The organism is Paludibaculum fermentans, assembly GCF_051172195.1.
GTDB lineage: Bacteria > Acidobacteriota > Terriglobia > Bryobacterales > Bryobacteraceae > Paludibaculum > Paludibaculum fermentans_A.
On the sequence record NZ_JBPJAQ010000001.1, the window covers coordinates 3,599,290 to 3,613,199 of the forward strand.

The window sequence follows — 13,910 nt, forward strand, 5'->3', positions numbered from 1 at the left end:
GAACGGACTGGACTGGCCGGGCTTTAGAACACGTAGCGCAGCGACACGATGGCGCGGCGGCTGTTGTATTGCGTGCCCTGGATCGTACCGAACGCCGAATTGGTGTTGACGCCGGTGTTGTAGTTGCGGGTGATCGTCATGTTCGGATTGGCCGGGTTGAAGTGATTCAAGGCGTTGATCGTCTCGATCTTGAATTCCACTCGCTTCGCTTCGGAGAAGCGGATTTCCTTCATCAGGGACAGGTTGAACAGTTCGAGGCCCGGGCCGTAGGTCAGCGTCGGAGGCATGTTGCCCTGAATGCCGCGGCCGGTGAAGGTGGAGTTGATGGTCGGCAACACGAAGTTGTTGACGTTCATCGGGTACCACAGCTTGGGATCCGCGGTGGAGCCTACGTCGGACGGCTTGGCGCCGCTGGGCAGCCATACGCCGTTCATGGTGGGGTCCGTCATCTGGCAGCGGAACAGGACGCCGCCGGTGGGGGTGCCGTTGGGCCAGCCGACGGGGTTGGCGGTGTAGCCGCAGCTGGGCGCCATGGCGGCGCCGGAGAAGATCTGCGCGGTGCCGGTGAAGCGCCAGCCATCGGTGATCTGCTTCACTAGCCGGTTGGCACCGGGCAGGGTCGGCAGGGAATAGCCGAAGTTGGCGTTGAACGCGTGCGGACGGTTGCTGGTGACGTTCTTGGTGAGTGCGTCGTCAGTGAACTGCTGGTGTGCGTAGAGCAGCGTCTTCGACCAGGTGTAGTTCGAACTGAAGGTCAGTTTGCGGCCAATGCGCCGGTTGACCTGGAGTTGCAGCGAATTGTAGTTCGAAGCGCCGACGTTCATAAACATCGGAACCTGGCCCACGCCCTTCAGGCCTGTCATGGAGCGGATGAGGTTCGTGCTGTAGAGAGCGCCGCTGGAACTGGTCGGATCGACAAACGTCTTGTTGGTGCCGCCCTGCGGAGTCCAGGTGGTGAAGGGCCGGACCGCGTTCAGGTCTTCCCAGTTGTAGTTGTAGCCGTGGTGGTAGGAGTTGCCTACGTAGGCGACGTCGAGGATCAAGCCCCAGCCGATATCCTGCTGGATGCCGAAGCTCCAGTTGTAGGTGGTCGGCGGCAGGTGATCGGGGGAGCCACCCTGGATGTTCTGCGGCGTGAAGAGGCTCTGCTGTCCCTGCATGGCCGAGAACGTGGTGTTCAGGAGGATGGGCGCGAGGAAGTCAGGCGGTGCGGCCAGCGGGCCGGTGCCGACGCCCTGGGCGCCGATGTAGTCGACGGTGTAGGCACGGTCGTAGAAGATGCCGAAGCCGCCGCGGATCGCCATCTTGCCGTTGCCGAAGACGTCGTAGGCGAAACCGACGCGCGGGCCCAGCGTGACGGGCGGCGTATTCCAGAAGCTACCTTTGTAGTCCTTCACGCCGCTGAATGGAGACCCGGAGAAGCTCTTCGGATCGAAGGTGCCTTGCAGTACGTAGGGATAAACCGCGCCAGTGGACGGGTTGATGGAGACCTTCTTGCCGTCCTGCATCGCCGGGTAGAGCGGCTGGCCTGCTTTGGCCGTGCTGTAGACGGAGGTGTCGAACAAGCCCAGGCGCTGGCCGTCGGTGTGGAGGGCGCCAATCCGCTGGAACCGCATGCCGAGGTCGAAGGTCAGCCGGGAGGAGACCTTCCAGCTATCCTGAACGAACCAGTCCACCTGGGTATAGCGGGCGTGATTGACCTGCTTCACGCTGTCTTCGCCGTACGCGAAGAAGGCGCCGGTGGCCATGTTGGAGTACGGATAGTTTGTATCCACAGGGCTCGCGGTGTCGGAACCGAAGTAGTAAGTGCCGGCGATGTTGTACGTCGAGTAGACGCTGACATTGCGCGACATCCGTTCCAGGTAGATGCCCATCTTGATGTTGTGCCGGCCCTTGACCCACGTCAGGTTGTTGCTGATGGTCTGCAACTGGTCGGTTCCGTCAAACGGCCAGCGGCTGTCGAAGCCGTACTGCGGGCCGTTCGTGATGGCAAGTCCGGCAGACTGTGCACTGAAGGAGTTCGGGAAACCCAGGTTGATGGCGGGCCGCAGGTTGAGGTAGTTCGAGGCCGAAAGCCGGGTGAGCGGAATGGTGCCCGCCGCATCAGTGAACGGCAGTTGACTGTTCTTGTAGAGTTCCGGATCCGTCGGCGTATTCATCTGGTGGCCGCGGTTGATGCCCCAGCTGGTTTCGTTGATCAGATTCGGACGGAAGGTGTGAATGATCGCGGCCACGGCGCCTGCCGAGGGGATGTCGTAACCGTGGGGGAACTGCCGCCAGCCGTCGCCCAGGGCTCCGAGAATCTGGCCGTAGCCGTCGTTGCCGGTGTAGTCCTGCAACAGGCGGACATAAGTCGTTGTCTTGGAGCTGATGGGGTAGTCGACACGCAGGATGCGATCGTGCCGCGGTTGGGTGAAGGGATTGACGAACTCCGCGTTGTACTGGCGCTGCCCGGTGGGATCAGTGGTATTCGGCAGCGGGAAGAGATTCATCATCGCGAGACCGGTGCGGTCGAGACGCGAGGAGGGGATCTTGTTGCTGGGGAACTGTGCGCCGGAGAGCGGATCCTTGATGGGGATCACGGTACCCGTGGTAGTGGTAGTGGCGGAGAAGTCGCCTGCGCGTTCCAGGGCCGTAGGCATCGTGTAGCGGTTGGGCGCCGTGACGTTCTTGGTGTGCAGGTAGTCGTAGGAGAAGAACCAGAAGAGCTTGTTGTGGTCCTTATTGAAATTCGTGCCCGGGATGATGAACGGTCCGCCGATGGTGCCACCTATGTTCTGATAGCGGTAGCGCGGGCGGGCAACGCCGGTCTTATTGTTAAAGAACTCGTTCGCGTTCAATTTTTCATGCCGGAGGAAGGCGTACCCCGTGCCGTGGAACGCGTTGGTGCCGCTCTTGATCATGACGTTCATCTGACCGCCGGAGCGAGCGCCATATTCGGCATTGAAGTTCGCTGTCAGCACCTGGACTTCGCCGATGGCGTCGACGCTGGGTGCGATGTAGCCGAAGTCGCGGTTGCCCGAATCCTGGGCCGCCGCTCCATCGAGAGTCAGCATCTTCTGGCCGGACTGTCCGCCCATCAGCGTGGGGCTGCCGGTGCCCCAGCCGCGTGAGTCGTTCTGGTTCAGATCCTGGACGCCGGGCAGTGTGCCCATCAGCGCCATGTAGTTTCTGCCCTTCGTGACTGTATCTTCAATCTGGGTGGTGGTGACGCTGACACGGCGATCGGAGCTGTCGGTCGCCACGTGAACCGCCTGGGCCTGCACTTCTACCGACGTGCTGACATCGCCCACCTGCAGAGCAATTTCGGGCAGCGCGAGCCTTTCCAGGCCGGCTACGTTGATGCCCTTCTGCTCGTAGGTTTTGAAGCCGGGTTGAGCTACACGCAGACTGTAGTTGCCCGGTACCACGTTGGTAAAGATGAAAGCCCCACTCGAATCAGTGCTGAACTCACGCACTTGTTTTGTCAGGTCGTTGGCGAGCTGAACTTTTGCGCCGATGATCACCGAACCACCCGCATCCACCAGGCGGCCAGTGATCTGACCTGTGATCGTTTGGGAGTATGCGATTGGCAACACTGCCAACAGCAAGAACGCTACTAACGCCACAATACGATATGACTTCATGAGGTACCCCTGTATGCCCGTATTCTCGGGCCAGACTCATCTCATCCATGCCTATGCGGTCGTGGGGTGGTGGAGATGCTCTCAGGCTGACTGTATCCGAGGAACCCAATCCGACGTGGATTGGATCCATCAGGCAGAACATTGGACCCGCTCAACCCCAAGACCCGTAACATGCCAGAGCATAGTAGTACAGCGTTTTGAGGATTTCAAGGCAAAAAGGCTTGCAGAATCGAGAGGCGCGCTCGTGGCGATCTATCGTCTCGGCCAGTCTTCGAAAGCCGCACTTTTACGGGCCTCCGGGCTCTCGCCAAGATGTTGGAAGAAATTGGCTATTCTCGGTCATAATATTCCGGCATGCGGAATATGCAAATGGCGAGTCTGCGTGAAGCTATCTGTCTGAGACCCCGCTGCCCGAATGTAAGCGTTTTCTGCGTTGAATGTTGGGCCGCGTGGCAGTTATAACCGTTTGTATTAATTCAGGATGTAGATATCCGCAATGGCAGGCAGGGCGAAGAGGATTGCGGGCTTCAGGCGGCCGGCGGATGCATGGCCTGGATTGCCCGCAGCGCCTTGAGATCGTGTTTCACGCCGGTCGCCGTATCCACGATATTGCGGTCCTTCGTCCAACGGCTCTCGTACCACGTGCAGGCTTCGAAGGCATCGTTATGCTGCTTACGCCAGCGCACCAGGCGGTCGCGATAGTGCGAGACCAGCTTCGCCTGGCCGCGGTCCTCCGCCAGGTTCTTCATCTGGTATGGATCCTGCCGGTTATCGAACAGAAGCTCCTTCCCATCCACCCGGTACGTGGCGAAGGTGTAGCGCTGGTCGCGGAGCCCGCGCCACTCCGTGCCATCTTTCCACGCCGCGGTGGTGCCCATGCCTTGGAGAAACGCTGTATCCGGCACTTTGGCGTTCTTGCCGAGGGCAACGCCACCGAAACTCGCACCTTCCACTGCGCGCGGGGTGCGCAGGCCCAGCAGGTCGAGCAGGGTCGGCATGATGTCCGGAGAATGGAAGCAGGCGTCCGAAGCCTTGCCTTTGGGTGTGCGACCGGGCCAGCGGATGAGAAACGGAACGCGGGCCGCTTCCTCGTAGAAAATGTACTTCGCGCGGCGGCCGTGGGAGCCGAACATCTCGCCGTGGTCGGAGGTGAACACGAAGATGGTGTCGTTGGCCGCACCCGCCTCGTCGAGCGCCTTCACCAGGCGTCCGAGGTTCCAGTCGATGTTGGCGGTCTGCGCATAGTAGGCCTGCATGAACTGCGGCAGGTCCTGGAAGTAGCGCTCCGGCGGGGTGGCCCACTCGTCGGCGTAGGGATCGCGGCGCTCTGAGTAGTTCGGCCGGACCGGCAGTTTCTTGCCGCGAAACATCTCGGCATACTCCGGCGGGACATGGTTCCAACCCCAGGGATCGTGTGGAGGGCCCCAGGAGAGGAACATGGCGAAGGGATCGGGCTTCTTCGCGGCGCCGCGGATCCAGTCGATGGCCATGTTGGTCTGCGAGTCCGGCTCATACAGCTTGTGAATCTCGCGATGGGCGGTATCGCGAAAGTAGGGCGAGTTGTAGTAGGTGTGGTTGAAGTTGTAGCCGGCCCAGAGTCCGTCGAAGCCCAGGCGGTAAGGCCCGGGCGGAACGAAGCCGTTGCGGGTTTCGTCATGGTGGCCGAGCTCATTCGCCCACATGTGCCACTTGCCGATGTAGCCCGTCTGGTAGCCGGCCTGCGTCAGGACTTGGCCGAAGCACTCGTGTGACGGGCTGAGGCGCAGTTCGTTGATGACCATGCCGGTGGACGACTGGTATTTGCCGGTCATCAGGGTGGCGCGGTAAGGAGCGCACACAGGAGAGGACGCGATGGCATCGTGGAAGCTGAAACTCTCGGCGGCCAGCCTGTCGATGTTTGGCGTGCGGGCGTGCTCGTCGCCGCCGTAACCGCAGTGATGCAGGCCCAACTGGTCAGCGAAAACATAGACGAGATTGGGACGGCGCGCCGCCTGTGCGGTACTCGCTGAAGTCATGACGCCTGCCGCGGCGCCGGCGAACTCTCTCCTGGTCATACCAATGATCTTGCCTTGTTTCGTACCGGGCGGTCTCGAAGCGGCTCAGGGGGCGATGCTACTTCGGTGGGAGCAGGCGCTGCCGGGCGGCCTTCAGGTGCGCTCCGTACGGGATGATGCCGTCACCGGTGTCGAACTGCTCCGGTTTGCGCCGCAGCGCCGTCTCGAAGGCTGCGGCAACCGTGGCCGGCTCCAGCTTGAACTTCGAGGACGATGCCGCCAGATGATCGGCCGCCCACATCGGGCAAAAGTAATCAGGATGACGAATCGAGAGCTCCGTGAGGGGGTTCAGGTTTGGAGTGGACCCTGGCTCGTCCTGATAGCTGCAGCCGTAGCCCCCCAGTTGATCGAGAAGGACGGCCGCCGGCTGCTGGAACAGGTGCCGCGCGGCGGGCCGCAGACTCCAGGCTAGCGCGGCGAGGGTGCACACGACGGCTGTGATCCGCAGGGTGCGGGAGTGTAGTCTGGCGAACAGCAGTCCTCCGGCGCCAAGCAAGGCAGCGACAAGTAGGATGACGGTCACCATGGTCGAAGTATCGGAAGATCACGTCCAAAGCTTGACGGCTGCGGCCGGCCGCGGCTCCGCTATTTTCCGCCGCAGTCGGGGAACATGATTTGCGCGGTCTGGTGCAGATAGCGGCGCCAGTTGGCCCATTCGTGGCCGCCGGAGCTGAGCACCCAGAAGTTGCGGATGCCGTTCTGGTTGAACAGCGCCATCACCTTCATGCCGTTCTTCAGGGCGATGTCGGTCTCCCCGGCGGCCATGTAGTAGGGTACGCGGAAGAGATCGTTGGTGCCCGGATCCTTCAGGACGGAGGAGAAGTTCTCCTCGAATTGCTTCAGCGTGGGTTCGCTGATGTGGCCCGAGCTATAGACATAAAGTTCGCTGAAGGTGTCTAGGTGGGGCATGCCTGTGTGCAGGACCACGAAGCCGCCCATGGAGAGTCCGGCGAGCGCGCGGCTGGCGCGATCGGGGCGTGTGCGGTAGCGGGTGTCGATGAGCGGAATGATGTCCTTGAGATACTCCTGCGTGCAGGCGTCGTCTTTGCCGGGGGCCGACGGCGTGGCGCTGGCACAGCCGCGCGTGCTGGGCATCACGATGATCATCGGCTTGGCCTTGCCCGCGGCGATCAGGTTGTCGAGGATCAGGTGGGCGCTGCCGCCGCGTCCATCGGTGGCCGACCACTTGGAGTCGTCGTCACCGCCGCCGTGGTTCAGGTAGAGCACCGGGTAGCGCGCGTTGGTCTCCTTCTCATAGCCGGGCGGCAGGTAGACGTGCATCCGCTTTTCGGCGGCCGCGTAGTTCTTGTACGGCACCTGTTCCAGCTTCCCGTGCGGAACGTCTTTCATCGCATGGAACGATGTATCCTCCATGGCGGGCAGGGCTGAAAGGATGGGCAGGGGACAAACGCCTGCTTTGGGTGGAGCCATGCGGGTGGGCGCTGGCGGTGTGGCCTGGGGCGCGGGCGGCGCCTGTGCGGACACGATGATCGAAGCGGCCGCCAGGGCGGGCGCCAGCCATCTGAGAACTCTGCGCATACAACTGCCTCCGTCGCTCCGCACGGGCCGGAGTGAATCGCCTCCTATTCTATTGATCTCCAGGCAGGATGGCGAAGGCACCCACTCCGCTCAATGCAGGATCAGGAACGAAGTGGCGCTGATCACGGTTCCGATCGACGCGCTCGCAATGCCTGAGTACCAGAACAGGTGTTTGCGTGTCAGGATGGCCAGCGACGAGAACACGATCGCCATCTCCAGGAAGATCTCTCCGACGTGAAGCCGCAACGCGCGCCGCCCGGAAAGGTCGCTCTCCTTGCCCAACTCCTCCGCCTTCTCCTTGATCTCCTCCCCCTCTCGCTCATACTTGGCCAGGTTCAAGTCGTACTTCGCCGAGGCCGCCTGCGCCCGCTCGCCCGGTGTCGCCTTCAGGATGTCGCGCGCCACCTCAGACTGATACCGGCGCAGCGATTTCGCCTGGAAGAACGCCCACTGGTCGGATGCCTTCTGCTGCGCCAGCAGCTCTTCGGTCGTCGTCAGGTGGCCGTACACCGCGACTACGGCCAGCAGCGCGGCGATGATGGCCATGCCCGCTCCGGCCTTGCGGCTGAAATCATCGTGCGCGTGTTCGGCGTGTTCGCGGAGTTCTTCGTTGACAGACATATCCCGTTGGATGCATCCGCGGGGCCGTCGTTGCGATGTTCCGGACCGCTCTTTCGCCATCTTGCGCCGTGCGCAGACGATGTCTATGAACTTGTCTGGGGCCGGTGCGGTTCCACCGGCGGATCCCGGGACGAGCGGCGGCCCAGCCGAAACGCATCGCAGCGGCTCGATAGGTATCGCCGGGTCTGGCCCGGGGCGCCGGCGTGCGCCCCCGTTGACCGCCGATGGTCAAATGACCGCGGTCCGTCTCGCGCCGGGACGAGCGTTGCCTGCTCCTGCCTGGCGGCAGCCCCGATGGCGTTCGCCAGCAAGGCGGATCCGGCTTTGGCCCGGCATTTGCACGAGAGATAGAAGGCCGCTGGAATACCGGGTGGCCCAAGGAGCACGAAAATCATGATGGAATCGGCCTCGCCTCTCGGCGGGAAACTGCAGGACACGTTGGACCAGGTGGGCTCGCTGCGCCGCGCGGCAGGCCGGAAGTTCTCTGACGCCAGGCGGGAAACGGCCAACGCGATCAAGGACTCGGCGAACTCTGTCCGGGAAGCCGGCGAAGCCCTGGATGAACTGGCTGAACAGGCGGCCGCCCGGCTCGATCGCAGCGCCGCCTATGTGCGCAACTACGATCTGAACGGCCTGGTGCCCAACCTGAGGCAGGCCATTCGCCGTCATCCGGCCGGCTTCATTACAGGGGCCATCGCCGCCGGCATCCTCGTCGGGCTCGCGATGCGGGGCAAGGGCGGCCGTTGCCGCATCTGCGACAATCAACCGGCCACTTCCGGACGGTTCAGCACGGAAGTTGGCGACGAGTAGGCCGGCCCCGCGCCGCGGTCGTAACGCTGCGTGTACCATCCTGGCCACTGGATCCGCCGGACGACTGACGACGGCAGTGCGCGGCGTGCTAATTTACCCACTGTCTGAAGTTCGCGCGGAATTGGTGCGGTCGCCAGCGGTAATTCGGAGCCGCGTCACGGTAACACCAGGCTTTCAATGCCATCCATGAGATGCTTCCGGCAAATGTACGGCCTGCCCACCAAGGAGTTGGCCGCCCTCATCGGAGTGACACTGCGCTACTGGCAGGAGGACCGTGCCCCTCGCATGGGCGCGGCGCTCGCTTACTACCTGGCCATCTCACTGGCGCCCACCATCGTCATCATGCTGGCGATTGCCAGTTGGGCTTTTGGAGCCCAGGCCGCGGAAGGACGCCTCATCTGGCAGACCCAGTATCTCGTGGGCCCGGAGGGCGCCAAGGTCATCCGCTCCATGATCGAAGGCGCGCATCAGCCGCTGCGGGGCTTGGCTACCTCTTTGCTCGGGCTGGTGGCCCTCTTCTTCGGCGCCACGGCCGTCGTGAGTGAATTGCGGGATTCCCTCAACACCATCTGGAAAGTGCCCGATGATTTGACCTTCGGCCCAAGCCGCACCCTTGTCGAATGGCTGAAAGAACGCCTGGTTTCGTTTGTCATGGTGTTGGGCGCCGGACTTTTCCTGCTCGCCTCTCTCATCCTGAACGTCTGGATCTCGTTCGCCGGCGAGTATCTCCGCGCCATTGCCGCCCCGCCCGCGGCCCTCATCCGGACTGCCGACTGGGTCCTCACCTTCGTCGTCATCACCGCGTTGCTCGCCTTCATCTTCAAAGTTCTGCCCGACGTGGCGCTGGAATGGTCCGATGTCGCGGTGGGCGCCGTCCTGACCTCCCTGCTGTTCGCCGCCGGCCGCTTCCTATTGAGCGTTTATCTGACTGAGGCCGGCTTCAAGGACAGTTACGGAGCCGCCGGATCCCTGGTGGTGCTGCTGGTCTGGGTCTACTACTCCGCCCAGGTGCTTTATCTTGGGGCGGAATTCACCAGGGCGTATACCCGGCGCTATGGCTCGATGTCGGACATCGGGTCGTGCCTGTGAGGGCGCGGCTCTTTAAGGGTGGATGACCGCGTCCGGACGCATGCGTAAAATCCGGAATTCTTCTGTGGTATCGCCACAGGAAATATGCCATACTCATGTGCGATCGCCACATGAATCCCAAGCCACCTGACCGGCTGGACCTGCTGCAGGGCATCCTGGACGTGATGGCCCGCGTGTTGAATCCTGCTGGGGAGGACGCAAAGTGACGCTGACCCTTCGTGAACTCCTTGCACGCATCCAATCGTTCCTGCATTGGCGCAAACGGGAAATAGACTTCGACGCTGAACTCGCTGAGCATCTGGAACTGGCCATCGAGGATAATCTGCGCCAGGGGTTGACGCCCGCTGAAGCGCGCCGCCTGGCGCTGGTGCGGTTAGGGGGTCTGGTCCAGACGCGCGAACTGCACCGCGAGAGCCGCGGACTGCCCTCATTGGAGTCACTGTTGCGCGACTTCCGCTACGCCTTGCGAACCCTGCGGCGCGATGCGGCACTGGCGACTTTTGCGATTCTGATCGTCGGACTCGGGGTGGGCGTCAGTTCCACCGTCTTCTCCGTATTCGATGCCCTGCTGCTGCGCCCTCTGCCGTTTGCTGAGGCGGAGCGTTTGGTTTGGATCGCCAACGGGCAGTCAGCCAATTTGTCGGCACAGACCGTCCAGGTGGTGAACCTGCAGGACCTGCAGGCGCAAAGCCAGGCGCTCTCCAGCGTCGCCGCTTACTCACCGTTCTACGGGGCGGGCGACCTGCGGTTGACGGGCGCGGGGGAGCCTGAGCGCCTGACAGGTGTACCGGTCACGGAAGGCTTCTTCCCGCTGCTGGGCGTGGAGCCCTGGATGGGCAGGACGTTCACGGCGCAGGAGTGCCGCTGGAACGTAGCGAAGACGGTGGTGCTGAGCTACGGCTTCTGGAAACGCCGGTTCGCCTCGGATGCACAGGTGATTGGCCGCGCCATCACGCTGGATGGAGCGCCCGCCACTGTGGTGGGGGTCCTGCCCGAGAGTTTTGATTTCGCCGCCACCTTCGCGCCCGGGACTCGCGCCGATCTGTTCGTGCCTTTTCCGCTCAGCCCGGAAACGAACCGGCGCGGCAATACCCTGGCGCTGATTGGGCGGCTGAAGCCTGGTGTGGACCTCAGGGGGGCCCAGGCGGAGGCGACGCTGATTGGGGAACGGCTGACGGAAAGCCGCACGCCGGAATCGCGGCGGAATGGCTTCCAGCCACGCCTCACCACGCTACGGGAACATGTCAGCGGCCGGTTTCGCTATGCCCTGCTGGTGCTGGCCGGGGCCGTGGGCTTCCTCATGCTGCTGGTTTGCGCGAATCTTTCCAACCTGCTGCTGGCGCGAGCCTCGGCCCGGCAGAAGGAGATGGCGATCCGGACGGCACTCGGCGCCAGTCGCGGCCGATTGGTTCGACAACTGCTCATCGAGAGTGTTGTGCTCTCCTGCTGTGGGGCGGCGTTGGGCCTGGCCCTGGCCTTTGGCGGCACCAGGCTGGTGGCGCAGGTGCAGGGCACCAGCATTCCGCTGCTGCAGGCCATCCGGGTGGATGCGGCGGCGCTGGCGTTCACCATTGCGACGGCTGTCCTTACGGGCCTGTTGTTTGGGCTGGCGCCGGCGCTGCAAGTCTCCACACCCGATCCGCATGGCGCCTTGAAGGCGAGCGGGCGTGGCGCCTCCGAAGGCCGCGACCGAGCCTGGCTGCGCGCCTCCCTGGTGGTGTGCCAGGTGGCGCTGGCCTGTGTCCTGTTGACCGGCGCGGGTCTCCTGTTGCGTAGTCTCGTGCGTGTACTGGATGTGGAACTGGGCTTCGAAACCAACAATGTGATGGCCTTGCGGGTGGATCCTGGGCGCGCCTATTCCACCTATGCGCTGAAGCTGAACTACCTGGAAGGAGTACTGGCCAGTGTGCGCGCATTGCCCGGTGTGGAGCAGGTGGGGCTCACCGACGCCTTGCCGCTGGGTGACAACTATGGATGGCGCACCTGGAGCGTGGGCGACGCGACCCGCGGCTACCGCAAGGGTGAACGCCCGCAGGCACTGATACGCGTCGTGGACGACGGCTACCTGCGGACATTGAAGATCGCGCTGCGTACGGGCCGGATGTTCGAGACCGGCGACAACGCGTCTTCAGGGAAGGTGGTCCTCATCAACGAGCTGCTGGCCAACCAGCTGTGGCCCGGCCAGGATCCCATCGGGCGGCAGGTACTGGCCTCCGGCACGGACCCGTGGCGGGTGGTGGGCGTGGTAGGCGGAGTGCGCTATTTCGGGCTCGAAACCGGCTACGCGCCGGAGCTGTACCTGCCCATCCGTCAGTCGGGCGACTTCAGCTCGGTGGATCTGGTAGTCCGCGGCACACACCCTCTGGCGCAGCTGGCTCCGGAGATACGCCAGGCGCTGAAGGCCTTCGATCCCGGGATGCCGGCATCGGAATTCCGCACGATGCGGCAACTGGTGGATCATTCGGTCTTCTCGCGCCGGTTCATCGTCCTGGCGCTGGCGGGCTTTGCTCTCTTCGGGTTGGTGCTGGCCTCGCTGGGCATCTACGGCGTCATTGCTTACTCCGTCAGCCGGCGCCGGCAGGAGATCGGCATCCGGATGGCGCTGGGCGCTTCCGCCCGCGATTTGCAGCTGCGCATCCTGATGCAGACGGTGAAGCTGGCCGTGGTGGGATTGATGTTGGGCGTGCCTGTTGCGTGGCTGGCCGCGCGCGCGATGAAAGCCCTGCTGTTCGGCGTGGCCTCGGCCGATCCCGCGACGTTCGCGGCGGTGTTGGTGCTGCTGACGGGCGTGGCGGCGCTGGCGGGCTATGTGCCGGCGCGCAGCGCGTCCAGGCTGAATCCCCTCAGTGCCTTGCGGGATGAGTAGTTCCGGCCGGAGTTGATCAGGATATACTCCCCTGTGCCGGGCGGCCCGCGAGCCCACCCGGCTATCCGGGGAGAAAGCAGGCACAACCTATGTCGTCGTCCTTACGGACGAGCACGATCAGAGCCGCCGCCGGCGTGGCCTGCATCTCCATGGCATTGTTCGCGCAGACCGCCCCCTTGCGGCCGCTGCGGACTGCTCCGTCCGAGAAATTCACAGTGAATCCGGGCTTCCGCGACTGGGGGCCCGCCTCCCTCGCGGGGACGACGATCCTGGCTGGCAGTCCGACCGGCCGCGGCGGGCTTTTCGCCGTCGACATGGCCACGGGCAAGCTGAAATGGAGTCACCGGCCGGTGTTCAGCACTGGGACCGCGTCGGTTTCGACCCCTCCGGCAGTGGCCGGCGGCGTTGTCATCACACCCTATGCGGCGGCGTATCCCGGCGCTGTGGTGGCCGTTTCGCTGGAAACCGGCAAGGAATTGTGGCGCGGCCTGGACCCGGTGCAGGGCGCGGCGGTGGCCGTCAGCGGGGATCTGGCTTTCATCCTCGCCAAGAACGGGACCCTCTACGCGCTGGATGTGGCGACGGGCCGCGAACGCTGGAAGACGGTGCTCAGCGCCAGGCGGGCCGGCTGCGCTACCCGGCCGGTGGTGCGCGAGGGAACTATCTATCTCACAGCGGACGCCGACGAAACGCCGGGCGACAAAGCCAAACCTGCCGGATCCTATCTCTTTGCCCTCGATGCCAGGACCGGGCAGGAGCGGTGGCGCTATCGGGCCGTGGTGCCCGATGAATATTCGGCCGCGTGCCTGCGCCAGCCCGTGGTGACGTCCGACACCGTGTTCGCCGCCGGAGGCACGCGCCTCTACGCGGTGGATCGGGCCACCGGCACGGATCGCTGGAAGTCCATCGAGGTGCGGCGGCCCGTCGAAGGCCGCGAGCACGGGGTGGAAGTGCACGGCCTGGTGGAAGCCGGTTCCTTATTGATAGGGATGACGCCCGGGTCCCTCATTGCCTTCGAGAAAGATTCGGGCCGCACGGCCTGGGATCTGCCCGGCCAGTTCTACCCATCGGCGCCTTCGATGGCGGTAGCCGGCAACGTCCTGTACTTTCAGGGCAGCCCGCAGGGCAAACCCGCGGCGGTGTCGCGCGGCACGCTGTACGCGCTGGACCTGGACACACGCTCCCTGCTGTGGTCCTTCTCTCGTCCCACCGCTGAGGCCAATTGGCCCTTTGGCTTCGTCACGCCGGTCGACGGCGGACTGTGGGTGGATTCCTACCAGGCTCTGGTGAAACTGCAGTGAGCGT

At 63.7% G+C, this 13,910-nt stretch carries 9 protein-coding genes; 4 read left to right on the plus strand and 5 right to left on the minus strand.

Features of this window, described 5'->3' with window-relative positions:
* Window positions 1-23: 23 nt before the first annotated feature.
* The 5 genes from ACR9Y2_RS14670 to ACR9Y2_RS14690 all read right to left on the minus strand — a co-directional run bounded on the left by ACR9Y2_RS14670 (window position 24) and on the right by ACR9Y2_RS14690 (window position 7,840).
* On the minus strand, window positions 24-3,626 hold the full coding sequence (locus ACR9Y2_RS14670) for a carboxypeptidase regulatory-like domain-containing protein (protein WP_435042111.1): 3,603 nt from the start codon (window positions 3,624-3,626) through the stop codon (window positions 24-26).
* 527 nt (window positions 3,627-4,153) lie between these two features.
* Window positions 4,154-5,680 (minus strand): sulfatase family protein, encoded by a 1,527-nt coding sequence (locus tag ACR9Y2_RS14675; RefSeq protein ID WP_435042112.1) that lies wholly within the window; start codon window positions 5,678-5,680, stop codon window positions 4,154-4,156.
* Window positions 5,681-5,738: 58 nt separating this feature from the next.
* Window positions 5,739-6,206 (minus strand): hypothetical protein, encoded by a 468-nt coding sequence (locus ACR9Y2_RS14680; protein ID WP_435042114.1) that lies wholly within the window; start codon window positions 6,204-6,206, stop codon window positions 5,739-5,741.
* Window positions 6,207-6,265: 59 nt separating this feature from the next.
* Window positions 6,266-7,219 (minus strand): alpha/beta hydrolase, encoded by a 954-nt coding sequence (locus ACR9Y2_RS14685; protein WP_435042115.1) that lies wholly within the window; start codon window positions 7,217-7,219, stop codon window positions 6,266-6,268.
* A 90-nt stretch (window positions 7,220-7,309) separates the two neighbouring features.
* A complete protein-coding gene (locus ACR9Y2_RS14690) occupies window positions 7,310-7,840 on the minus strand; it encodes a DUF4337 domain-containing protein (RefSeq protein WP_435042116.1) in 531 nt (176 codons plus the stop codon).
* A 393-nt stretch (window positions 7,841-8,233) separates the two neighbouring features.
* Between ACR9Y2_RS14690 and ACR9Y2_RS14695 the strand changes: the two genes are divergently transcribed.
* The 4 genes from ACR9Y2_RS14695 to ACR9Y2_RS14710 all read left to right on the plus strand — a co-directional run bounded on the left by ACR9Y2_RS14695 (window position 8,234) and on the right by ACR9Y2_RS14710 (window position 13,906).
* Window positions 8,234-8,650 carry a hypothetical protein gene (locus ACR9Y2_RS14695; RefSeq protein ID WP_435042117.1) on the plus strand — a complete coding sequence of 139 codons (417 nt, stop codon included), beginning with the start codon at window positions 8,234-8,236 and terminating at the stop codon, window positions 8,648-8,650.
* A gap of 204 nt (window positions 8,651-8,854) precedes the next feature.
* On the plus strand, window positions 8,855-9,739 hold the full coding sequence (locus ACR9Y2_RS14700; RefSeq protein WP_435042118.1) for a YihY/virulence factor BrkB family protein: 885 nt from the start codon (window positions 8,855-8,857) through the stop codon (window positions 9,737-9,739).
* A gap of 202 nt (window positions 9,740-9,941) precedes the next feature.
* A complete protein-coding gene (locus ACR9Y2_RS14705; RefSeq protein WP_435042119.1) occupies window positions 9,942-12,605 on the plus strand; it encodes an ADOP family duplicated permease in 2,664 nt (887 codons plus the stop codon).
* 89 nt (window positions 12,606-12,694) lie between these two features.
* Window positions 12,695-13,906 carry a PQQ-binding-like beta-propeller repeat protein gene (locus tag ACR9Y2_RS14710; RefSeq protein ID WP_435042120.1) on the plus strand — a complete coding sequence of 404 codons (1,212 nt, stop codon included), beginning with the start codon at window positions 12,695-12,697 and terminating at the stop codon, window positions 13,904-13,906.
* Window positions 13,907-13,910: the final 4 nt, after the last annotated feature.